The sequence below is a fragment of the Pseudomonas sp. NFACC51 genome (assembly GCF_900103575.1).
Classification (GTDB): Bacteria; Pseudomonadota; Gammaproteobacteria; order Pseudomonadales; family Pseudomonadaceae; genus Aquipseudomonas; species Aquipseudomonas fluorescens_Q.
The window spans coordinates 489,018-509,799 of sequence record NZ_FMXH01000002.1; the positions used below are offsets into that span (position 1 = coordinate 489,018).

The 20,782-nt window shown below is 58.9% G+C and carries 20 protein-coding genes; 13 read left to right on the forward strand and 7 right to left on the reverse strand.

Going from position 1 to position 20,782, the window contains the following annotated elements:
- Positions 1-191: 191 nt before the first annotated feature.
- The gene (locus BLT00_RS06160) at positions 192-599 is read left to right on the forward strand and encodes an ACT domain-containing protein (protein WP_092143415.1); all 408 of its coding nucleotides are present in this window, start codon (positions 192-194) and stop codon (positions 597-599) included.
- A 172-nt stretch (positions 600-771) separates the two neighbouring features.
- Here the strand turns inward: BLT00_RS06160 and BLT00_RS06165 are convergent, their stop codons facing one another.
- From BLT00_RS06165 to BLT00_RS06190, 6 genes are all read right to left on the reverse strand, one after another.
- Positions 772-1,272 carry a lipocalin-like domain-containing protein gene (locus BLT00_RS06165; RefSeq protein ID WP_092143418.1) on the reverse strand — a complete coding sequence of 167 codons (501 nt, stop codon included), beginning with the start codon at positions 1,270-1,272 and terminating at the stop codon, positions 772-774.
- Between the two features lie 71 nt (positions 1,273-1,343).
- Positions 1,344-2,666 (reverse strand): NTP/NDP exchange transporter, encoded by a 1,323-nt coding sequence (locus BLT00_RS06170; protein WP_092143421.1) that lies wholly within the window; start codon positions 2,664-2,666, stop codon positions 1,344-1,346.
- 67 nt (positions 2,667-2,733) lie between these two features.
- Positions 2,734-3,726: an oxidoreductase gene (locus BLT00_RS06175; protein WP_256572758.1), complete on the reverse strand. Its 993-nt coding sequence runs from the start codon at positions 3,724-3,726 to the stop codon at positions 2,734-2,736.
- A 105-nt stretch (positions 3,727-3,831) separates the two neighbouring features.
- Positions 3,832-4,092, reverse strand: coding sequence for a DUF2790 domain-containing protein (locus tag BLT00_RS06180; protein WP_092143427.1), 261 nt, complete (start codon positions 4,090-4,092; stop codon positions 3,832-3,834).
- A gap of 130 nt (positions 4,093-4,222) precedes the next feature.
- Positions 4,223-5,596: a heavy metal sensor histidine kinase gene (locus tag BLT00_RS06185; RefSeq protein WP_092143430.1), complete on the reverse strand. Its 1,374-nt coding sequence runs from the start codon at positions 5,594-5,596 to the stop codon at positions 4,223-4,225.
- Positions 5,596-6,300 carry a heavy metal response regulator transcription factor gene (locus BLT00_RS06190; protein ID WP_092143433.1) on the reverse strand — a complete coding sequence of 235 codons (705 nt, stop codon included), beginning with the start codon at positions 6,298-6,300 and terminating at the stop codon, positions 5,596-5,598. The genes BLT00_RS06185 and BLT00_RS06190 overlap by 1 nt, the downstream gene beginning before the upstream one ends.
- Before the next feature lie 548 nt (positions 6,301-6,848).
- Here BLT00_RS06190 and BLT00_RS06195 point away from each other — a divergent pair.
- The 7 genes from BLT00_RS06195 to BLT00_RS06225 are packed head-to-tail and all read left to right on the forward strand — an operon-like array spanning position 6,849 to position 14,805.
- A complete protein-coding gene (locus BLT00_RS06195; protein ID WP_092143436.1) occupies positions 6,849-9,074 on the forward strand; it encodes a type VI secretion system Vgr family protein in 2,226 nt (741 codons plus the stop codon).
- A 16-nt stretch (positions 9,075-9,090) separates the two neighbouring features.
- A complete protein-coding gene (locus BLT00_RS06200; RefSeq protein WP_092143439.1) occupies positions 9,091-9,549 on the forward strand; it encodes a DUF6484 domain-containing protein in 459 nt (152 codons plus the stop codon).
- Positions 9,550-9,561: 12 nt separating this feature from the next.
- Positions 9,562-10,704, forward strand: a complete 1,143-nt coding sequence (locus BLT00_RS06205) for a DUF2169 family type VI secretion system accessory protein (RefSeq protein ID WP_092143442.1) — start codon at positions 9,562-9,564, stop codon at positions 10,702-10,704.
- A complete protein-coding gene (locus tag BLT00_RS06210) occupies positions 10,701-11,765 on the forward strand; it encodes a 3-oxoacyl-ACP synthase (protein ID WP_256571885.1) in 1,065 nt (354 codons plus the stop codon). Before BLT00_RS06205 ends, BLT00_RS06210 begins: the two co-directional genes overlap by 4 nt.
- Entirely contained in the window at positions 11,762-12,679 is a 918-nt protein-coding gene (locus BLT00_RS32330; protein ID WP_092143443.1) for a DUF4150 domain-containing protein, read from the forward strand. The genes BLT00_RS06210 and BLT00_RS32330 overlap by 4 nt, the downstream gene beginning before the upstream one ends.
- A complete protein-coding gene (locus BLT00_RS06220) occupies positions 12,679-13,545 on the forward strand; it encodes a hypothetical protein (protein ID WP_175456210.1) in 867 nt (288 codons plus the stop codon). The genes BLT00_RS32330 and BLT00_RS06220 overlap by 1 nt, the downstream gene beginning before the upstream one ends.
- 15 nt (positions 13,546-13,560) lie before the next feature.
- Complete coding sequence (locus tag BLT00_RS06225) at positions 13,561-14,805, forward strand: TIGR02270 family protein (protein WP_092143446.1); 1,245 nt, start codon at positions 13,561-13,563, stop codon at positions 14,803-14,805.
- A gap of 122 nt (positions 14,806-14,927) precedes the next feature.
- Here BLT00_RS06225 and kdgD read toward each other — a convergent pair whose 3' ends face one another.
- The gene (gene kdgD, locus BLT00_RS06230) at positions 14,928-15,839 is read right to left on the reverse strand and encodes a 5-dehydro-4-deoxyglucarate dehydratase (RefSeq protein ID WP_092143449.1); all 912 of its coding nucleotides are present in this window, start codon (positions 15,837-15,839) and stop codon (positions 14,928-14,930) included.
- A 372-nt stretch (positions 15,840-16,211) separates the two neighbouring features.
- On the opposite strand from kdgD, the gene BLT00_RS06235 reads away from it, so the two are divergent.
- From BLT00_RS06235 to BLT00_RS06255, 5 genes are all read left to right on the forward strand, one after another.
- A complete protein-coding gene (locus BLT00_RS06235) occupies positions 16,212-16,718 on the forward strand; it encodes a TRAP transporter small permease (RefSeq protein ID WP_092143452.1) in 507 nt (168 codons plus the stop codon).
- Complete coding sequence (locus tag BLT00_RS06240) at positions 16,718-18,001, forward strand: TRAP transporter large permease subunit (RefSeq protein WP_092143455.1); 1,284 nt, start codon at positions 16,718-16,720, stop codon at positions 17,999-18,001. The genes BLT00_RS06235 and BLT00_RS06240 overlap by 1 nt, the downstream gene beginning before the upstream one ends.
- A gap of 27 nt (positions 18,002-18,028) precedes the next feature.
- Positions 18,029-19,027 carry a TRAP transporter substrate-binding protein gene (locus BLT00_RS06245; protein WP_092143458.1) on the forward strand — a complete coding sequence of 333 codons (999 nt, stop codon included), beginning with the start codon at positions 18,029-18,031 and terminating at the stop codon, positions 19,025-19,027.
- Positions 19,028-19,099: 72 nt separating this feature from the next.
- Positions 19,100-19,903: a carbon-nitrogen hydrolase family protein gene (locus tag BLT00_RS06250; protein ID WP_092143461.1), complete on the forward strand. Its 804-nt coding sequence runs from the start codon at positions 19,100-19,102 to the stop codon at positions 19,901-19,903.
- 38 nt (positions 19,904-19,941) lie between these two features.
- A complete protein-coding gene (locus tag BLT00_RS06255; protein ID WP_092143464.1) occupies positions 19,942-20,757 on the forward strand; it encodes an HpcH/HpaI aldolase family protein in 816 nt (271 codons plus the stop codon).
- Positions 20,758-20,782 lie beyond the last annotated feature (25 nt).

Below are 20,782 nucleotides of genomic sequence, written 5' to 3' on the forward strand. Positions count from 1 at the left end.
TATTACCGTTATCCACCCCGCGACGGTGTTGGCCACAGCCCCATTCAGGGGTAACAAGAAAAGTCACAAGACAAGGTGCCAGACGCCCTCATGCAATATTAGATCTGCTAATCCTGCATCATGAAATTTAACTTTTCTTATCGCGAAAAAAGCCGAGACTGGGGCGTCAACAATCGATAGAGACTTATGAAATGTCGGGTGAAAAATCAATAGCAAAGCTACTCCATGGCATGAGCCCTTTACTGAATGAGGGTAACTATGTCTTCTGCACTGTCAAAAACAGCAACATCTTGGAGGGGCAGGAAGTGCTGGGGAGCTTTCGGGAGAAGGAAGGCCTGACGGTCATCCTCGAGCAATCCGCAGCCCTGGCGCTGGGTCTTGAATTCGAATATGTCGCCGCCTGGATTACCTTGACCGTCCATTCGGCGCTGGATGCCGTTGGCTTGACGGCTGCCTTTGCAACTGCACTGGGAAATGCTGGCATCAGCTGTAATGTCATCGCGGCTTACTACCACGACCACATTTTTGTGGGTAAAGATGATGCCCAGAAAGCAATCGAGGTGCTGCAGGCGCTCGCACGATCTGGATCTGCTGACTAGAGAGCACCTCGAGGCATTTGAATCGGTCCTTCGAGAGTTGCAGTAGTGCTGAAGAATGCGTGAGCAGACTGGTCGTGGCTCCCACTGGCATTAGCCGCGATTGCGGCTCCTTTTCTATCGGTGTCAGCCCGGTGGAAAAGGCCATCATCTGGTTGCACGCGACGCTTCGAAACTACCTTACACGCTCAAAGACGATGTGAACCTTCGCCCCATCCGGGCGGCGAAAATCTTCTACCATCCGATTGCCATCGACCTTCAACTGCAGGTCGGCCCGGGTGCGCACAGCGCCCACCCAGTTCGGGAACGTAGACCCTTCGACAGTGTTGCCTGTGAACTCACCGTTCCGGTCGACGGTATATCGCCCGAAAAAGCCGATGCTCCCCGCCATTGCTGCCCGGTTTTCCTCATCCGTGCCTTCGCCACGAACGTTGGATCGAAACGCCGGCACGCGTGGATCCGTGAGTACTTCGACAAACGTCAGCTCTGGCGTGAAGACGAGCCAACCATGGGGGTCGGGGCCATAAGCATCCGATCTACTGCCCTGGCTCTCAACGGTTGCACTGACCATGCGCCATGTCCCGACCAAGGCGTTTTCCTTGCCCGCAAACGCTGTGGAGAACGCCGAGAAAGCAACAACCGCTACGATCGCCAGTACCGTGTTTTTCAGACTCATCCGCTTCACCTTTCCTCGCCGCAACGACGCGGCAGACAATAGAGTGGGTTTCATGCTGGTCGGTACGGTGTTCATGCCCTGGCCGAGATGGTCGCCAAACGTAACTCCCGCAACGTGGCATTATCCGCCCTCCGCCCCAGTTGCCAGCCCAAGTAACCCCACAGCAGTGCACAACAGGCGCCGATTATCGCGGCCAGACCGGCCCCCTGCCCTAGCAGGTCGAGCAGACTCTTGGCCCAGCCGCTCATGGCGTCACCCGCGCGATAAACCACGGTGTCGATGAAGTTCTTGGCCTTGTATTTACTCTCGGCATCCAGCGACGCGAACAGCATTTCCCTACCTGGCCGGACGAACGCGTACTCACCGATTCGTCGCACGATCATCACCGCCGCCAGCAGAGCGAACCCCGGCGCCAACGCCAGGCCGAGGAAGCCGATGCACATGAGCAGCGGCACGACGGCCAACAAAGCACGCACCCCCAACTTCGGCGCTATGCGGCCGGTGATGAACAGCTGGGACAGTAACGCGCCCGCCTGCACGATGATGTCGATGGTGCCGAAGATGCGTACCTGCGCCTGGCGATCCGGATAATGCTCGGCCACCAGGCGCGCCTGCTCGAAATAGAGAAAGGTGCTGACCGTCGCCAATAGCACCACGAAGCCGGCGATCCCCAGCAAGTAAGGTGACCTGAGCACCGTCGTCAACCCGCTGAACGGATTACCGTGCAATGGCTGTTGGGGGCTTTGCGTCGGCGCGGCACCGGGACGACCAGCCCCGCCCGTTTCGCGCCACCCCATCAACGCCCGTTTCAACACCAGCGTGGCACCGAGCAACAAGGCCGCCAGAAACATCAATCCCGAGGCGCCGAGGGGGTCGATGAGCAGCGCGCTCAGGGCCGGCCCCAACAAACCGCCGACGCTGGCGCCCGCGGCGATGAAGGCGAACAGACGCTTGGCCTGCTCGCTGTCGAATACATCTGCCATCAGGCTCCAGGCCACTGACACGACGAACAAGTTATAAACCGAGATCCAGACGTAAAAGACCCGGGCTAGCCAGACACTGTCTGGCTGGAACTGGAACAACTCGACGAACATCAGCAGGTTGAAACCGAAGAAGCCGTACACCCAGTCGATCAGGCGCAGGCGCGGCACTCGGGAACTGAGCCAGGCGAACAACGGCACGGCAGCCAGCATGACCAGGAAGGTCGAGGTAAACAGCCATTGCAGATTCTCCACCCCTGCCGCGATACCCATCGACTCACGGATCGGGCGCAGCATGAAGTAACCGGTGAAGAGGCAAAGGAACAGCAGGAATCCGCACGACGCTGGACGTAACTCGCCGTCGCGGGCGTTCAGGGCGAGACTCAGGCGGTGCAAATAGGAAGGCGTGCTCATAGGGACTCCGGGGAGACGGCAAAGGCAAAGGTCAAGCGCGGGACGGACGCCCGCGCCCAGGGTTGCATCAGCGATAGGTCACGCCGGTCAGGCGCTCGGAGACAGCCCAGAGTCGCTCGGCATCCGCCTGCGTGTTGGCGGCGGGCGGCGTCTTGGCGAAGCCCAACGGACCGCGTCGTTCATCGTCACCGGTCGGGCCGTAATAAGCCCCGCCTACGGCTTGGGCAGCCGTGGCGGCATATAACGTGGGCAACGCCCCTTGTGCTGCCGAGTGGTACGCATCGCGGTCCTTTGCCCAGCGCCGACCGAACTCGCTGTCCAGGCCTGGCCCCCGCGCGACCAACTCGGTGACCGCAACGCCGGGATGCGCCGCCATGCTGCGAATTCCCCAGTTTTCGGCGTCACTGCGCCGCTGCAAGGCAAAGGCCCAGTGCAGGATGGCCAGTTTCGATTGTGCGTAAGCCGCGTAGGGGTCGTACTTCTGCTCGCTCTGCAGATCATCGAGATTCATCGCGCCGCGCGCCGCGGCAATGCTTGACAGGCTCACCACACGGGCATCCTCGCTTTGACGCAAGAGCGGCACCAGCAGGCCGGTCAGCGCGAAGTGCCCCAGGTAATTGGTGGCCAGTTGAAGTTCAAAGCCATCAACAGACGTACCTCGCTCGGGAGGCGCCATGACGGCGGCATTGTTGATCAACACGTCGAGGCGCGGCAGTCGCTGATTGAGCCGCTGGGCCAGGCCGCGCACCGATGAAAGATCAGCCAGGTCCACGTTCTCGAACTGCACCTTGGCGTCGGGTACGGACTCGCGGATACGCGCAATGGCCTGTGCGCCACGCTCCGGGTTGCGCGCGGCGATGATGACCTCGGCGCCGGCACGCGCCAAGGCCAGCGCATCCTCGTAGCCCATGCCGCTGGTGCCACCGGTGATCAGGACAATCCGGCCTTTCTGGGACGGTATGTCGCTGGTCGACCAGTCTGGTTTCGGTGTAATGCGATCGGAAGCTTCGATACTCACCGTACTAAGCAGCGCGACGCCCGCGGCGAGGGTTCTCGCCATTCTCGCAAGCCGATTCATGGTGCTCGTGCGGCCAATGGCGGGGGGTGTTCTATTCCACATGGTGATGGTCCCTGTCTGAAGAAATGAACCGGCATCGCCGGACGGTCACTGTTTCGAGCACGCCTCAGCCAACTGCAGAAAGCTGATGTGTTTCTTTACCCCTTGGGTGTTCAAGTAGGTCATTTTGGCTTGCACGACCTCGCATACCGGCGATGTCGCCTCCTCGATATGAATGACCCTGGCGATGTCCAGCGGCATGCCATATTCGTAGGCCGGGAACTGCGTTTGCTCTTTGGCGAGCAGCGGCGAGCCGCTCAAGGAGATGACTGCCAGCAGGCCGGCAATCGACAGGTTTCGAATGTTCATAGTGGGCTCCACGACACTGTCCTCGTTGGGATGGTCGTGGCACTTTAGGCGGGGGCGACTGACGTCAAGGTGACTGCTGGCTGACGGGAAGATGTCAAACGCGGGCGGACTTTACTCCCAGGGGCGACGACTAACGCGCGGTCTGGTTCATCAAGGAAAATCCGAAGGTGTTGAGCCCGTTTTCGCTGTGGGCAAACACGCGTCCACCGTGCATGGACGCCACCGCACGCACGATGGAAAGGCCCAGCCCATGGTGCGCATCGCTTCGCGCCCTGGCGGTGTCGGCGCGATAGAAACGCTCGAACAGACGCTCCAGGTGCGAATTCTCGATGGGCTCTCCGGCATTGGAAACGCTCACCTCGACCTGCATGCCGTGGCTGGCCAGCGTCACCGTGATGGTGCTTGTCGGCACCGCGTAGCGCGCCGCGTTCTGTATCAAATTGGCCAGGGAGCGGTGAAAGAGGCGTCGGTCGATGCACACGCGCATGTCGCCTTGGATCACCACGCTCAGCTGTTTGTCATGCAAGACCGGCTCCAGATACTCCACCGTCTTCGCCGCCTCTTCATAAAGCGAGACGTCACTGAGCTCGGTTGCTCGTTGCCCGCTCTCGGCCCCGGCCAGGAACAGCATGTCATTGACGATGGTGCCCATCCGCTCCAGCTCTTCGAGGTTCGACTGCAACAAGTCCTGAAGCTCGCTCACCTCACGCCCGTGGGCCAATGCCACCTGGGTCTGTCCGATCAGGTTGGTCAGGGGCGTTCGCAGCTCATGGGCCACATTGGCATTGAACCCTTCGAGCTGGCACCAGGCCGCTTCCTGGCGCGCCAAGGCGCCGTTGAATGACACCGCCAGTTCCTGCAATTCGCCAGGTAGCGCTTCGGTGTCCAGTCGCTGCTTCGAATCCCCCGGCGGCAGGCTGTTGGCTTGACGGCTCAAGCGCCTCACCGGTCCCAGGCCAAAACGCGCGATCCAGTAACCGAGCAGCGCAACCAGCCCGATGCCCAACGCCGAGGTCAGGATCAATATCTTGGTGAAGTGGTCCAGGGTCTTCCTGAACGGCGTCGAGTCCAGCCCCACGATAAAACGCAGTTCCGGACGGTTGCCCATGGCGGGAATGGTCTTGAGCAGCACCATCATGGGGCGCTCTCGGTCAGGTAGATCCAGGGTAAAAAGCCCATCGGAGCGCTTCGACCAATCCTGGCCATCCGGCATCGCCCCGCCATAACTGAAGGCCGGGTTGTCTACCAGGATCCAATAGCGGACTCGTTCATCCGCGGGCGTCAGGCCGTCGAGCTTCTGGCGCAAACCGACCCAGAATGCTGGCGAATCGTATTTGGCTAGCACCGGGTCGAGCACGGAATGGCGCAGCACCAGCTCGTTTTGCATCTGCTCATCGAGCGATTGCTTCAAGGAACAGCGCAACAGCGTCGCACTGATCGACATGATCAGCAGGACAGCGAGGGCGAACATCAGGGCGAGCCGCTTGGCGATCGATCGTTTCATCAAGGCGTACCCGTTTGCCTGCCATCTGCCTCTCGGCTTTCCAGTACATACCCCATGCCGCGGACGGTATGCAGCAGCTTGCGCGGATACGGGGCATCTACTTTGGCGCGGACGCGCTTGATCGCAACCTCGACCACGTTGGCGTCACTGTCGAAATTCATGTCCCAGACCTGCTCGGCAATCATCAACTTGGAAAGGATCTCGCCTTGATGCCGCGCCAACAGGCTCAACAGACAGAACTCCTTGGCCGTCAGGTCCAGCCGCAGCCCGCCCCGGGTCACCTTGCGCGCTTGCAGGTCGACCTCCAGGTCGTCGATGCGCAAATGCGTCAGGTCGGCCGAGTCACCTGCGTGACGACGGATCAAGGCCTGGACACGTGCGACGAGTTCGGCAAATGAAAAAGGTTTGCCCAGGTAATCATCGGCGCCTTCGCGCAGCCCGCGAATGCGATCATCCACCGTCCCCCTGGCCGACAACATGATGACCGGGGTTTTCTTGTGCAGGCGCAGGCCTTGCAATACGTCGTAGCCGTCTTTGCCCGGCAACATCACATCCAGGATCACCACGTCGTAGTCCCATTCCAGTGCGTAATGCAGGCCATCGATACCATTCGTGGCAACGTCGACAATGTAGCCAAGCTCGGTCAAGCCACGATGGACGTAGGAGGAGGTTTTTTCTTCGTCCTCGACAATGAGCAAACGCATCGGGTAACGCCTCTCTTAAAACGGTGCCACAAATTAGGAGACCCAATAGCCGATCCCGATGTTTGGCTGGGTGCTGATGCTTCAAGCCCCCTGCAAGATCGCCTGGATGTACATTTTCCCCAGTCTAGGCTGCGAAGGTGTCCGCAGGCTGACCGCTTCCTGACATTCTTGTCAGAAAGGTTGCAAAGGCCGAGTCCGTCACTCTCATAGTGTTATTCGATTTTGGAATGACAGTTATAGCTAACGAAACTACGTAGACGACCTTCCGTCACCTATCTTGACGTCAGGTATCCGTCCCATTCCGGCGATGCTCGGAACGTTATCTAACGGGCTCCAGACACACGTCAATCCGCAGGATGAGGATCTGCTCGTACGTTCAGTTCGATTGAAGACCGCAATACCGATAAGGAGATCCCCCTGTGGTGGATGTGCAGCAAGTGTTGGACTCGAATTCCCCTGGCATCCCCTATGGCGACGACTATGCGTGCGACGCCACCTTCTTTACCACGGCCGACTGACGCCCGAACACGAGCCAAAGGAAGCCGTTCATGGCAATCACCCAAAACAACCGTTTGGTGCAGGTCGACAGCCCCCTCGGCGGCGATGTCTTGTTGCTGCAAAGCATGGAGGGCAGCGAAGAGCTGGGGCGATTGTTTCACTACGAATTGGACCTGACCTCCGAAGACCGGACAATCACGTTCGACCAATTGCTGGGCAAGCCGATGGGCCTGACCCTGGAGCTGTATGACGGCGGCAAGCGCTATTTCCACGGCATTGTCTGCAGTTGCCGGCAATTGACCGGCCACGGTCAGTTCGCCGGTTACCGCGTCAGCTTGCGCCCGTGGTTCTGGCTGCTCACGCGCACCTCCGACTGCCGGATTTTCCAGAACAAGACGGTGCCGGACATCATCAAGCAGGTGTTCCGCGACCTCGGCTTCTCCGATTTCGAGGACAGCCTGAGCGGCAGCTACCGCGAATGGGAATATTGCGTGCAGTACCGCGAAACCAGCTTCGACTTCGTCAGCCGGTTGATGGAGCAGGAAGGCATCTATTATTACTTTCGCCATGACAAGTCACGGCATGTCCTGGTACTGGCCGACGCCTATGGCGCTCACTCCACGGCGGCAGACTATGAATCGGTGCCCTTCTATCCGCCCGATCGGCAAATGCGCGAGCGCGATCATTTCTACGACTGGCAACTGGCACGGGAAGTCCAACCCGGCTCGCTGGCGCTGAACGACTATGACTTCCTGCGCCCACGCGCCAGCCTCGAGGTGCGCTCCAGTGTGCCGCGCACCCACACCAACGCCGACTACCCGCTCTACGACTACCCCGGTGAATACGTCCAGAGCAACGATGGCGATCATTATGCGCGTACTCGCATCGAAGCCATCCACAGTCAGTTCGAGCGTGTGCAGTTGCGCGGACGCGCCCGCGGCATCGGTTGCGGTCATGTGTTCACGCTGACGGGATATGACCGTGCAGACCAGAACCGCGAGTATCTCGTGGTGGCCGCCCGTTATCAGATTCGTCAGGACGCCTATGAAAGCGGACAGTCGGACGTCGCCGAACAGTTCGTCAGCGAACTGGACTGCATGGATGCCAACCAGGCCTTCCGAACTCTGCCCCTCACGCCGATTCCCATCGTCCGTGGACCGCAGACCGCCGTGGTGGTGGGGCCCAGTGGCGAGGAAATCTGGACCGACCAATATGGCCGGGTCAAAGTGCATTTCCATTGGGATCGCCATGACCAGTCCAATGAAAACAGCTCCTGCTGGATTCGTGTTTCCCAGGCCTGGGCCGGCAAGAACTGGGGATCCGTGCAGCTCCCGCGGATCGGCCAGGAAGTGATCGTCAGTTTCCTCGAGGGCGATCCGGATCGGCCGATCATCACCGGCCGTGTCTACAACGCCGAACAGACCGTGCCCTACGGGTTGCCGGCCAATGCCACCCAGAGCGGGGTGAAAAGCCGCTCGAGCAAGGGTGGCTCGCCGGCCAACTTCAATGAAATCCGCATGGAGGACAAGAAAGGCGCCGAGCAGCTGTTTATCCACGCCGAGAAAAACCAGGACATCGAGGTCGAGAACGACGAGACCCACTGGGTTGGCCATGACCGCCGCAAGACCATCGACAACGACGAAACCGTGCACGTCAAACACGACCGCACCGAAACCGTCGATAACAACGAAACCATCACCATCGGTGTGGATCGCACGGAAAAGGTCGGCAATAACGAAACCATTTCCATTGGCGTGAACCGTACCGAGAAGGTGGGCAGCGACGAGAAAATCACCATTGGCGCCAATCGCACCGAGAACGTGGGCAGTAACGAGACCATCACCATCGGTGCGGACCGCACCGAAAAAGTCGGCGCCAACGAAAAAATCAGCATCGCCAGCAACCGCACCGAGGACGTGGGCGGTAACGAGACCATCGGCATCAGCGGCAACCGTAACGAAACGGTCCAGGGCAACGAAGGCATCGAGATCAGCGGCAACCAGAGCACCCAGATTGGCCAGAACGAATCCCGCGACGTCGCCCAGAACCGCACCACCAACATCAAGCAGAACGACAGCCTGGACGTTGGCAAGCACTTCTCCCTGACCGCCGGCGACTCCATCAGCCTGACGACGGGCGACGCCAGCATCACCATGAAGAAGGACGGCACGATCATGATCAGCGGCAAGAACATCACCATCGACGGCTCCGGTGCCATCAAGATAAAGGCCAGCAAAAACGTGGTCGTCAAAGGCCAGAAGATTCTGCAGAACTAGCCATGGAGTAGGCGCTATGACCGTTGAATACCACCTCCCCGCCTCCTCCACCTCCACGCCAGCGCGCGTGGAGGGCGTCGTGATTGGCGTGCTTCTGGATGTGCCCAAGGCGGACGCCCCAGTGGTGGCCTTCCCCGGTTGCCCCGCTGATACAGGCCTCGCTGCGCGCACGACCACACCGCTCACTCGCGAGGACATCGGCGCCCAGGTCGCGCTGATGTTCGAGGCCGGCGACGTGGCCCGACCGCTGGTGATCGGCCGCATCCAGCGCCTGCCGCAAACCGCCGCGCCTGCCGTCGCCCAGCTGGACGGCGAGCGCTTGGAATTCACCGCAGAACGGGAAATCGTCCTGCGCTGCGGCAAGGCGAGCATTACCCTCACGCGCGAAGGCAAGGTGTTGATCCGAGGGGCCTACCTCTCGAGCCGATCGTCTGGTGTGAACCGCATCAAGGGCGGCTCGGTACAGATCAACTGAGGCAGTGACGCCATGGAATTGGTAAACAAGACCCGCCTGGTCGGCGGCTATACGACTTCAACCGATAAAACGGGCCGTGAATGGCTGGTCGTGGTGGCGAAAGGGACCTACGGCATTCCAGATCACCCTGGACATCCGCCGCGCCTGCTTGAACAACAGGTTCCGCTGATCATGGCCGATGTATTCCCAGGGGAGCCCTGCGAATCAGCCGCGTTATACGAAAACGATTTTGCGCTGCACAAGCCCCGCTGCGATGTTCTGCTTAATGGCCACTGCCACGCCCCCAACGGTGAGCCGGCAACAGAGGTGAACGTAGCGCTGAAAGTGGGGACTCTCGTCAAGGCATTCAAAGTGATTGGGGCACGAAACTATGAGGATAGCGCCCTCTCCCACTCGATAAGCAGACCTGTTCCATTCACCACAATGCCGATTACCTACGCGCAGGCTTTCGGCGGCGTGGATCGCACGCATGCAGACCCGGCCAAACACAAATGGTACCCATGGAACCCGGTTGGAGTCGGATTTTACCCCGCAGCGAGCAGTGCCCAGACCAATGGCTTGCCGCTCCCAAATACCGAAGAACTGGACAGGCCGGTCACCGCTCCCCACGAACATTACAAGCCAATGGCATTTGGCCCGATTGGTCGGGCATGGCGGCAGCGTATCCAATGGGCCGGCACTTATGATCAGGCGTGGCTTGATCATCAATTTCCATTTCTTCCCGAAGATTTTGACGTGCGCTACTTCCAATGCGCACCCGAGGACCAGCAAATCGATTTTCCCCGTGGGGGCGAAGAAGTCGCGCTGCTTAACCTGAGTGATAAAGGCCGCTCGGCATTCAGGCTTCCGGCAAATCTGAAACTCGCGATGCTTGTCGTTTTTCACGACGACAGCACACGGGAAGCCGTCGCCGTGGTCGACACCATCATTCTTGAACCAGACGCGAATCGCCTGACGCTGACATGGCGAGCTTCTTCACCCCTCGGGCGCAACATCAGGGAGGTGGCCAAGGTCATCGTCGGGCAAACCGCCGCTCAGTTCGAACAGGCCAAGGCCAACGAAGAACGCATGCGCGCGAAACAACACTTCAAGTCATTGGCTCAACTCATCGCGTGGACAAAGGACGCCTATCCTCCCGCGGAAGAGGAAACATGACCTCCATGCAGGGGCACGCCCTCTTCATTACCAGCATGGGCATGGCCTGCCCCGTGGGCTTATGCGTCGCCAGCGCCTGTGCTGCCAAGCGCGCCGGGCTGTCAGCACTCCAGGAGCTGCCGTTTTTTGACAACGCGTGCGAACCGATCATCGGCGCGGCGGTGCCCAGCCTTGACCTGGCTTTGCCGGCAGCAGCGCGCATGTCCGAGCTCATGCAGCATGCACTGGTCGAGTTGATACAGGGTGCGCCGAAGCTGGATTGGACTGAAGTGCCATTTCTCCTGTGCCTGGCTGAACCGGAGCGCCCCGGAATCAATATCAGGGAAATAGCCCAGGCCGTCATACAGGACGTATCTTCCAAGTTGGGCATACGGTTCCATCCAACGCATTCCAGGGTCATCCCCTCCGGCCATGTTGCCGGCATGCATGCCCTTCATGAAGCCAGTCGATTAATGCAGGAAACACGGGTCCCCGCCTGTGTGGTGGCGGGTGTTGACTCGCTGCTCAGCGCCTTGACGCTGCAGTGGTTGGACGAGCATCGCCGGCTGAAAACGGCCACTCACAATGACGGCTTGTTTCCTGGTGAAGGGGCTGCGGCCATCCTGATTCAGGCCTATCGGCAGCCTGGCACCTGCTTGAAAATCTCAGGCCTGGGCTTTGGGCAAGAAGAGGCGCCTCTTTTGTCGAGCAAACCCCTGCGAGCAGGCGGGCTGACCGACGCTGCTCGTACGGCACTCGCCCAGGCCAAACTGGGTCTGCATGAAATTGATCTGCGTCTGTCCGATGTCACGGGAGAGCAATACGGGTTCAAGGAACTTCCGCTGATGGAGGCCCGGCTTTTTCGGACAGTGCGAAAAGAGGATCAGCCACTGTGGCATTGGGCAGAGGCCATGGGTGACACCGGGGCCATTGCTGGAATCGTCCAATTGATACTCGCCGACCAGGCCTTTCGCAAAGGCTATGCACCGGGAACCACCGCGATCTGTCTGAGCAGTGCCCTGGCCGGTGCACGCGCGGCGGCTGTCGTGCGCGACCTTAGCCAGCCAGAGGGGGACCTATGAGCTGCGACGTTTACGCAAACGGCGATGAGATTGCATGCAAAGCGGGTGGCGGCAAGGTCATCGCGGCGTTCCCGGATGTCTGCCTGACACCACCGCCACCTCCGGGGGGACCCATCCCGGTGCCCTATCCGGACACTTCGTTTTCCAAGGACATGAAGAAAGGCAGCAAGACCGTCAAGATCGAAAACAAGGAGATCATGTTAAAAAATCGCTCCTTCTATAAAACCTCCCCGCTGGGCGATGAAGCCGCCACAAGAAGTCAGGGGGCCGGTGTCATCACTCACGTCATCACCGGCAAGACCTATTTTGTTTCATGGTCAATGGATGTTCTTTTCGAAGGCCAGAACGTAGACCGACATACCGATCTCACCACATCGAATCATGCCAGCCCCGCAGCGAATGCGGCCGTGCCCATGGTCAACACCGCCAAATACAGTCCGGTGCAACAAGACGCCAAGGTACCGGGCAAACACAAATGTGAATGTTGCGGCGGCGCGGCGCACTCCAAGGCTCAAGCGAACGGGGAGTACATGACGGAAGACCAGTTCTACGGCACCGCAGAAAATCCCAAGAATGCAGCCGTCCTCGCCAAAGTCCGGGCCAATCCCAAGTGCAGGCACCTGTTGCCACCCGCCGGAAAGCAACCGAGCGGATGCAATAAGTACTATGTAACGAGCAAACGAGAGAAAAACAATATTGAAAATGATTGGATGATGAACCGGCCGGGCTATATGCGTTGGAAAACAGAAGTGGGCCCGGGAGAGCCGGTGGCGCATAGAGTCCCGAAGGCGGCCGGCGGTTGTCCGGCCGGGCAAGGGAATCTCGCGCCTACTGGCAAGAAGTGTGAGAAGCTCGAAGGAGAGCTAAGTACACTTCAAGAGACACGCATCAATAGTTTTCCAAGGCCCGAATGATGAAAGCCTATATTTACAAGCACACCCAAAGACCAGGTTTCCTTCAAGACAGCTTCTATTGGAAGGGCCGTGGATATCACTACAGCGGCTCCGCTCCGGTAGAAGTATTGTCACCTGACGGTTGGATGAATGATGACCCGTGGATTGCCCTTGCTGCGATTCTGGAACAGGCCAAGCATGGCGATTACAGCCACGTAGCCCAACTGCGCAAATGGATAGTGGACCCCGATTGCGATCCGACGTTGGTGTCGGCCTGCCTCGGACTGACCGCTGATGCGGGGATCGACACGGACCTGGATTTCCTTGCCGAGCTCATGATCGAAGCCCCCACCTACCTTCGCATCGAGGCCTGCGTGGCGGCCCAGTGGTCTGGTGTGCTGTGGCTGATACCTTTCATGGTCGAGGCGTGGCGTACGCTTGCACGTCGGGCCGACCGTGCCGCCGTTGAAGCCAATCTAGCCAATCTTCTTGACCCCATTGAAAACGAGCCCGAGTTCTTTGACAGTGGCCTGAACGAAGTCGACTACAAAGCGGCTGTCGATTCACGACTTAGCCAACTGCAGGACGCTTATGGCAGCGATCGCTGCTCAATTTCCGGGGGGATGCCCGTCGACATGAACAAACAAGTCTGGGTCATGAGAAAGTCCCTGGTTCCGTCAGGCACTGACGAATGGATCGATTGGAGCAATTTTCTCATCTGGAGGCGTAAATTCGAGGTGTATTCCGGCGTCGACTGTTCCAGCTTCTATGGAAAAAACGGCGAGTTTCAACCGCTGAATGCGGCCGCTATCCTGGACCGATACATGGCCTCTCCCCTGCACTTCGAAGTCGGTAAACGTTACTTCTTTGGAAACCTGGTGCCGTAACAAGACAGAGACGTCATGGTCCCCATCTCATCAATGATCGAGCAACATGCCGAAGAAGCTTGCTTCCTCATCCTCCTGCACGATCATGCCGTGCGCGCGCCCCACTATGACCTTGATGACCTCGGCAAACTGGACGAACGCATCGACGCTCATCTCGATGGCCTGCGTATTGCCGGCTCAATGAGCCTGGAAATTCTGCTGACCCAGCTTGGCCCGCACACCGTCGGAGAGATGTTCGCCAGTGTGCTGCTGGCCTTCGAGACGGCCAATGCGAAGGTGCTGTCGCGGCTCAGCGAGCACTTGAGAAGTGCCACGGAAACTGAACGAGGTTACCTGATGGCCCTGGGGTGGCTAGACTGGGAGCGTGTATCGCCCTGGATCGAGCGCATGCTTGCCTCCCCCGAGCCTTTGTTTCACCGCCTCGGCCTGGCGGCCTGCGGCATGCATCGCCAGAATCCCGGCCCTATCCTGCTGACCGAACTGTCCCACGCCGACCCCAGCGTGCTGGCACGTGCCGCCCGCACGGCTGGCGAGCTGCGCCGGCGTGACCTGCTGCCGGCGATTCGTGCCCACCGTCAGCATGAAGACGCCGCTACGCGCTTCTGGGCCAACTGGGCCACCAGCCAAATGGGCGACCAGCAAGCCTTGGAGGCTCTGCGCTCATTCGCCGAGCAACCGGGCGAGTTCCAGTACCGCGCGCTCTGCGTACTGCTGGCCTGGCAAGAGCGCGAACCCAGCATCGCCTGGATACGGCAATGGGTACAGGATCCCCGGGATCGGCGCATCGGCCTCCAGGCCCTCGGACTGCTGGGCGATCCGGTCTGCGTGCCCTGGTTGATCCAGCAGATGAGCGACCTGCCCTATGCCCGCGTCGCCGGCGAAGCCTTCAGCATGATCACCGGCGCGGACCTGGCGTTGCTTGATCTGGAATTGCAGGCCCTGCCGAATTTCGATGCGGGCCCGAACGACAACCCTGAAGATCCCAATGTCGCCATGGACCCCGATGAAAACCTGCCCTGGCCCGATTCACAGGCAATCGAAAGATGGTGGCAAGCCAATAGCAGACACTTCCAGGAGGGTACTCGTTATATGCTGGGATTGGCCCATAGTGAACACAGCTTTCAGCAAGCCCTTGTCCGCGGCCAGCAACGCCAGCGCATCGCCGCCGCCTGCGGTCTCGCCCGCTATCGACCAACCGAAGTGCTTTTCCCCACGAGCGCGCCGGTCTGGCGGCAAAAGCGGTTGTTGTTCGGGCGATAAGCAGGCGATATATCACGCAATCCGACGCCCCTCTCAGAAATCAAAACACCCCGCGAGAGCTTTGCTCTTGCAGGGTGTCTCGCCGACCACTGTGTCTTCAGTGGTTTTGAATCATGGTGGGGTTATTGCGCGCCCTGTTTTTCGATCAGCGCAGCGAGCAGCTTATATTCTTCCGAAGACAGGTCGGTGAGCGGCGTACGTACAGGGCCTGCGTCATGGCCGACAATTCTCGCACCAGCCTTGACGATACTGACTGCATAGCCCGCCTTGCGGTTACGTATGTCCAGATAGGGCAAGAAGAAATCGTCGATCATTTTGCCAACGGCCACGTGATCTTCCCTGGAAATCGCGTGATAGAAATCCATCGCCAGCTTAGGGACGAAGTTGAATACCGCCGACGAGTACACCGCAACCCCCAGCGCCTTGTAGGCCGCGGCGTAGACTTCAGCCGTAGGCAGACCGCCCAGATACGAGAGTCGATCGCCCAGGCGACGACGGATCGACACCATCAATTCAACATCGCCCAAGCCGTCCTTGTAGCCGATCAGATTCGGGCAGCGCTCGGCTAACCGTTCCAGAAGCGCAGCGGTCAGGCGGCACACATTGCGGTTGTAAACCACCACGCCGATCTTGACCGATTTGCACACGGCCTCGACATGGGTGGCCACACCTTCCTGGCTCGCCTCGGTCAAATAATGAGGGAGCAACAACAACCCTTTGGCCCCCAATCGCTCGGCCTCTTGGGCATATTGAATCGCCTGACGCGTGGATCCGCCCACCCCCGCCAGGATCGGCATACTGCTGGCGCAAGTATCGACTGCGGTCTTGATGACTGCGCTGTATTCATCGGCCGCCAGGGAAAAGAACTCCCCGGTTCCCCCTGCGGCAAACAGCGCGCTCGTGCCATACGGCGCCAACCATTCCAAGCGTCGCGCATACCCGGCGGCATTGAATTCGCCGCGGCTGTCGAAATCAGTCAGCGGGAACGAAAGCAGCCCCGAGGAAAGCACGGATTTAAGCTCAGATGGAGTCATTGTTTATCACCTGTTTTTGATTGTCATTGGAAAAGCTGTTGACGTCATACGTCATCATATAACAACAAATAAAACAACACTTAAAACAAGTAGTCACAACTTTCGCCCCCCTCTTCCAAGCTGATTAATATTCCTTATCTAACTAATAAGAACATTGACTTATCCAACATTGTCATTGGCATTGACACAACTTCGATGAAAGGAAAGACTCACTCATGTCGTACGACGACTTATAACAAATAATAAAAAGGTGACCTTACTCATGCTTCGTTCGCATCTTCTTGCAGCTCGCTCCAATCGGCTCAGCGGCGCGGTTTTCCTTGCAACACCGCCGTTGCGCAGCCTCCATACCCTCAACCTGGTGCAAGTGCCATGAACGACATCCTGAAACTCTATTTTCTAGCGCTTAAGGTATTGATCATTGCGTGCCTGGTTTCTATCACGGCGCTGATTTTCGCCAATGTCGTGTTGCGCTACGGTTTTAATTCCGGCTTGTTTTTCACTGAAGAAATTTCCAGGTTGGCATTCGTCTGGCTGGTCTTCGCCGGCTCCCAACTCATGCTTCATGAAAAGGGTCATATCGGCGTCGATATCCTGACCAGCCGTGTCTCGCCCAAGATAGCCAAACACCTGTTGACGTTGACCTATCTGTTGATGCTGTTCGCCACGTCGCTGTTTCTCCAGGGCAGTTGGAAGCAGACCTTGATCAACTTGGATGTGGGTGCCCCTTCCACCGGAGTATCCATGGGCTTGTTTTATGGCGCCGGGTTGGTCTTTTGCATCTTGAGCACCCTGCTGCTCTGCGCTCAATTGGTGAAGCATCTGGCCACACCGGCTGGCGTGCCCTTGTCTTCAGCCGCACACGGGGTGCTCGAATAATGGCCCTGGGCGTTTTTGTTGGCGTGCTGATGGCCGCCTTATTCATAGGCGCGCCAATCGCCTATGCACTGATCCTCTGCGGCGTTGCCCTGATGTGGCTGCTCGGGTTGTTCGATGGCCAGATCATCGCGCAGAACATTATCAACTCAGCGGGCAGCTTCCCATTGCTGGCCATTCCTCTGTTTATCATCGCTGGCGAGGTGATGAACAGCGGCGGCCTGTCCAAGCGCATTATCAACCTGGCCATTTCCCTGGTCGGCCATCTGCGCGGCGGCCTTGGCTACGTCACCATCTTCGCCGGGGTACTGCTCTCCAGCCTGTCGGGCTCGGCACTGGCCGATGCGGCGTCACTGACCGCACTGCTGCTGCCGATGATGGTCATCGCAGGCTATAACCGCAATCGATCCGGCGGCCTGATTGCCTCGGTCTCGGTACTTGGCTCGATTATTCCACCCAGCATTGGTTTCGTGGTCCTGGGGGTCGCCTCCGGCTTGTCGATCACCAAATTGTTCCTGGCGGGTATCGCCCCGGGGCTGATGATCGCCACTGCGCTGGTCATCACCTGGTGGCTAGTGTCTCGTCGCGACAACGACATCGAACTGAGCCCCAAGGCGTCTGGCAAGGAACGCATCAAGGCCCTGGCCGACAGCACCTGGGCGCTGCTGTTGCCGGTGATCATCGTAGTCGGTCTGCGCTTCGGCATCGTGACGCCTACCGAGGCGGGTGCGGTGGCGAGTGTCTATGCGCTGCTGGTGTCCTCGCTGATCTACCGGGAACTGAGCCTGAAGTCACTCAGCGAATTGCTACTGCGTGCAGGAAAAACAACCGCGGCCGTCATGTTCCTGGTCGCCGCCGCCTCGATCCCGGCCTGGATGATCACCATCGCGGACATCCCGGGGCAGATCATCGACCTCATTCAACCGGTCATGGACAACCCGAAGCTGTTGATCGTGGTGCTCATGCTGCTGATTCTGTTGATTTCCATGGTCATGGACCTGACACCGACGATTTTGCTGCTGGCGCCGATCCTCGTCCCTGTCGTAACCGCCGCGAACATCGACCCGATCTACTTCGGCGTGCTGTTCATGATCAATTGCTCCATCGGCCTGATTACCCCGCCCGTGGGCACGGTGCTCAACGTCGTCTGTGGCATCGGCAACATGCGCTACGAAGCGCTGCTCAAGGGCACCGTCCCGTTCCTGATCGCCGAAATTATCGTCCTTTTCCTCCTGGTGATGTTCCCTGACCTGGTCACTGTTCCAGCGCAATGGTTCGCCCACTAAAACAACCGACAAGAAAAAGGAAAAACCATGATCAAGCATCTAACCGTCCTGGCTGCCCTGCTGCTGGCCAGCAGCTTGAGCTTCGCCGCCGAGTACAACGCTCGCACGATCAAGTTTGCCGCAACCAGCCCGAAGGGAACGCCGCCGGCCATTGGCATGGAGCTGTTTGCCAAGAAGGTCAATGAACGCAGCGGCGGCAAGATTAAAGTGCGGACCTTCCCCAATGGCGTGCTGGGCGGCGACGTACAAGTGCTGTCCTCGTTACAGGGCGGCGTGGTGGAAATGATGACCTGGAACGCCGGCCTGATGCTCAATCATGTGACCGACTTCGGCATTCTCGATTTCCCCTTTATCTACACCGATACCGCCAAGGTCGACGCCATGCTCGATGGCGAAGTCGGCAAGATGCTGATCGACCAGTTGCCCGCGAAGAACCTGGTGGGCCTGGCGTTCTGGGAGCTGGGCGTGCGTAACCTGACCAATAACGTGCGGCCGGTGCAGAAGATGGAAGACATCGCCGGCATGAAGATTCGTGCGCAACAATCGCCATTGTTCCTGGATGTGTGGACGGCGCTCGGGGCGAACCCCACGCCTTTGCCCTTCACCGAAGTGCACACCGCGCTCGAAACCCACACCGTGGACGGTCAGGAAAACCCGGCGGCCCTGATCCTCGCCTCAAGGTTCAATGAAGTGCAGAAATACCTCAGCCTGACCCATCACAACTACAACCCGCAGATCGTCCTGATCGGCAAGCCCTTCTGGGACAGCTTGAATGCCGATGAGAAGGCGCTGCTGACGGAGGTCGCCATGGAAGTGCGCCTTGAGCAACGGGAGATTTCCCGCCAGGCCGACAGCAGGACGATTTCCGAATTGCGCAGCGCCGGCATGCAAGTCAACGAACTGGCTCCCGAAGAGATCGCGCGCATCCAGCAAAAAATCCGCCCGGTGCTCGATAAATACGCCGCGCAGATCAACCCCGAACTGGTTAAGAAAGTCTACATGGCCGTGGATTACCACCCGCAATAACGGCGCCGCCCACAGTTGCGCTGAGCACCCCACTCAGCGCACGCCCAGCATCCATCACAAGGAAACCAAACCATGAAGATTTCGGTCGCACAGATCCACCCTGTTGTGGGCAATCCGGCTCAAACCATCGACAACGTCGCTGAGCTGTCACGGCAAGCCGCAAAAGAAGGCTCGCGCCTGATCGCCTTTGCCGAATGCCTGCTGACCGGAGGCTCGTTCGACAGCCGCGAAGACCTGGAAAAAGGCGCCATCAGCATCGATGCCCTTAAGCCTTTGCTGGCGGTTGCCGCTGAAACCGGCATCCACATTGTCGTCGGCTTCTATGAGCAATACGCCGAGTCGATCTTCAATACCGCCGCACTGGTGGGACCCAAAGGGATCATCGGCCTGCATCGCAAACGCCATCTGCCCTTCATGATTGGTGATCGCTTCACTGATCGCCCAGCTGAATGGACACCGCCGGTATTCGATACTGAAATCGGCCGTATCGGCCTGGCGATCTGCTACGAAATCCGCTTCCCGGAAGTCGTACGCACCCTGGCGTTGGAAGGGGCCGACATTGTTGTCCTGCCCGCGGCCTGGCCCGAGCAGGCGCGCTTGCTGCCGGACATTTTCAGCAACGTGCGCGCCGCCGAGAACATCGTCTATTTCGTCGCTTCGAACCGTAACGACATGGACGGCGGCATGCAGTTCATCGGCATGAGTCACATCATCGAACCGTCGGGGCAGACCTTGATCCGCGCCGGACAAGAGGACGGCATCTTCAGCGTCGACATCGACCTGGACAAAGCGCGCAACAAGTCATTGATCCGCGACCCTGGTGTGTTCGAGATACACCCCTTCCGCGACCGTCTGCCAGAAACCTATCGCCTCTGACACGACCGCCACAGAAAACGTATTCTCAGGTAATTGCAATGCACAAGAAGATCACCTCGCTGAAAGATCGAATGGCGGACGGCCCAACGTTCGGGATGAACATCTACAGTACGGCCTGCATGCCCATCGAAGTGGCTGGCAACTGGGGGCTGGACTTTGTCTTCATCGATGCCGAGCACACCGCTCTGGGCGTCGATAAAGACATGGAAAAACTGATTCTGGCGGCCAACCACGCTGCTATCCACAGCCTGGTTCGCGTTCGTGGCACCCTCGAATGGGACATCCGTAAAGCCCTGGAAATGGGCGCTGCAGGGGTCATCGTTCCCCAGGTCCACAATGCTGGGCAGATGCGGGAAATCATCCGCTGCAGCAAATTCCCACCGTTCGGCCGGCGCGGCGGTGACAGCTCGGTTCGCTCGGCGAATTACGCCGGCCCGGGATTTGACTGGGCCCGCTACACGCAAGAGGAAAACGCCCGTAGCGTGATCGTACCCATGGCCGAGAGCTACGAGTTCTTCGACAACATCGATGAAATCCTCGATGTCGAAGGCATCGATGCGGTGCATTTCGGCCCGGCGGATTACTCGTTGTCCCGTCAATTGTCGGTCGACTATCGCCTCGGCAACCCTGAAGTCCAGGCGCGCCTAGCGTTACTGATCGAGAAATGCCACAGGCGCTCGGTCCAAGTCATGGTGCCTTGCTTTCCAGCAGACACGGAAACAGCCAGGCGCCTGTTGGATATGGGCTGTGACATGTTACTGATGGGCAGTGATCTTTCATGGCTGAATCAGGCGGGACAACACATCGCCGCGATCCAAAAAACGCTCCAGGGGACCCAATACGCTGGCGCCTGAAACCACGCAACTTATAAGCCTCCCC

What these genes read in the sequence shown, in the direction of transcription:
- BLT00_RS06205 (WP_092143442.1), top strand. Translation starts at nt 9,562, where the DNA reads ATGGAATTGGTAAACAAGACCCGCCTGGTCGGCGGCTATACGACTTCA.
- BLT00_RS06220 (WP_175456210.1), top strand. Translation starts at nt 12,679, where the DNA reads ATGAAAGCCTATATTTACAAGCACACCCAAAGACCAGGTTTCCTTCAA.
- BLT00_RS06235 (WP_092143452.1), top strand. Translation starts at nt 16,212, where the DNA reads ATGAACGACATCCTGAAACTCTATTTTCTAGCGCTTAAGGTATTGATC.
- BLT00_RS06250 (WP_092143461.1), top strand. Translation starts at nt 19,100, where the DNA reads ATGAAGATTTCGGTCGCACAGATCCACCCTGTTGTGGGCAATCCGGCT.
- BLT00_RS06245 (WP_092143458.1), top strand. Translation starts at nt 18,029, where the DNA reads ATGATCAAGCATCTAACCGTCCTGGCTGCCCTGCTGCTGGCCAGCAGC.
- BLT00_RS06225 (WP_092143446.1), top strand. Translation starts at nt 13,561, where the DNA reads ATGGTCCCCATCTCATCAATGATCGAGCAACATGCCGAAGAAGCTTGC.
- BLT00_RS06185 (WP_092143430.1), bottom strand. Translation starts at nt 5,596, where the DNA reads ATGAAACGATCGATCGCCAAGCGGCTCGCCCTGATGTTCGCCCTCGCT.
- BLT00_RS06195 (WP_092143436.1), top strand. Translation starts at nt 6,849, where the DNA reads ATGGCAATCACCCAAAACAACCGTTTGGTGCAGGTCGACAGCCCCCTC.
- BLT00_RS06240 (WP_092143455.1), top strand. Translation starts at nt 16,718, where the DNA reads ATGGCCCTGGGCGTTTTTGTTGGCGTGCTGATGGCCGCCTTATTCATA.
- BLT00_RS06180 (WP_092143427.1), bottom strand. Translation starts at nt 4,092, where the DNA reads ATGAACATTCGAAACCTGTCGATTGCCGGCCTGCTGGCAGTCATCTCC.
- BLT00_RS06255 (WP_092143464.1), top strand. Translation starts at nt 19,942, where the DNA reads ATGCACAAGAAGATCACCTCGCTGAAAGATCGAATGGCGGACGGCCCA.
- BLT00_RS32330 (WP_092143443.1), top strand. Translation starts at nt 11,762, where the DNA reads ATGAGCTGCGACGTTTACGCAAACGGCGATGAGATTGCATGCAAAGCG.
- BLT00_RS06170 (WP_092143421.1), bottom strand. Translation starts at nt 2,666, where the DNA reads ATGAGCACGCCTTCCTATTTGCACCGCCTGAGTCTCGCCCTGAACGCC.
- BLT00_RS06165 (WP_092143418.1), bottom strand. Translation starts at nt 1,272, where the DNA reads ATGAGTCTGAAAAACACGGTACTGGCGATCGTAGCGGTTGTTGCTTTC.
- BLT00_RS06175 (WP_256572758.1), bottom strand. Translation starts at nt 3,726, where the DNA reads ATGGCGAGAACCCTCGCCGCGGGCGTCGCGCTGCTTAGTACGGTGAGT.
- BLT00_RS06210 (WP_256571885.1), top strand. Translation starts at nt 10,701, where the DNA reads ATGACCTCCATGCAGGGGCACGCCCTCTTCATTACCAGCATGGGCATG.
- BLT00_RS06160 (WP_092143415.1), top strand. Translation starts at nt 192, where the DNA reads ATGTCGGGTGAAAAATCAATAGCAAAGCTACTCCATGGCATGAGCCCT.
- BLT00_RS06200 (WP_092143439.1), top strand. Translation starts at nt 9,091, where the DNA reads ATGACCGTTGAATACCACCTCCCCGCCTCCTCCACCTCCACGCCAGCG.
- BLT00_RS06190 (WP_092143433.1), bottom strand. Translation starts at nt 6,300, where the DNA reads ATGCGTTTGCTCATTGTCGAGGACGAAGAAAAAACCTCCTCCTACGTC.
- kdgD (WP_092143449.1), bottom strand. Translation starts at nt 15,839, where the DNA reads ATGACTCCATCTGAGCTTAAATCCGTGCTTTCCTCGGGGCTGCTTTCG.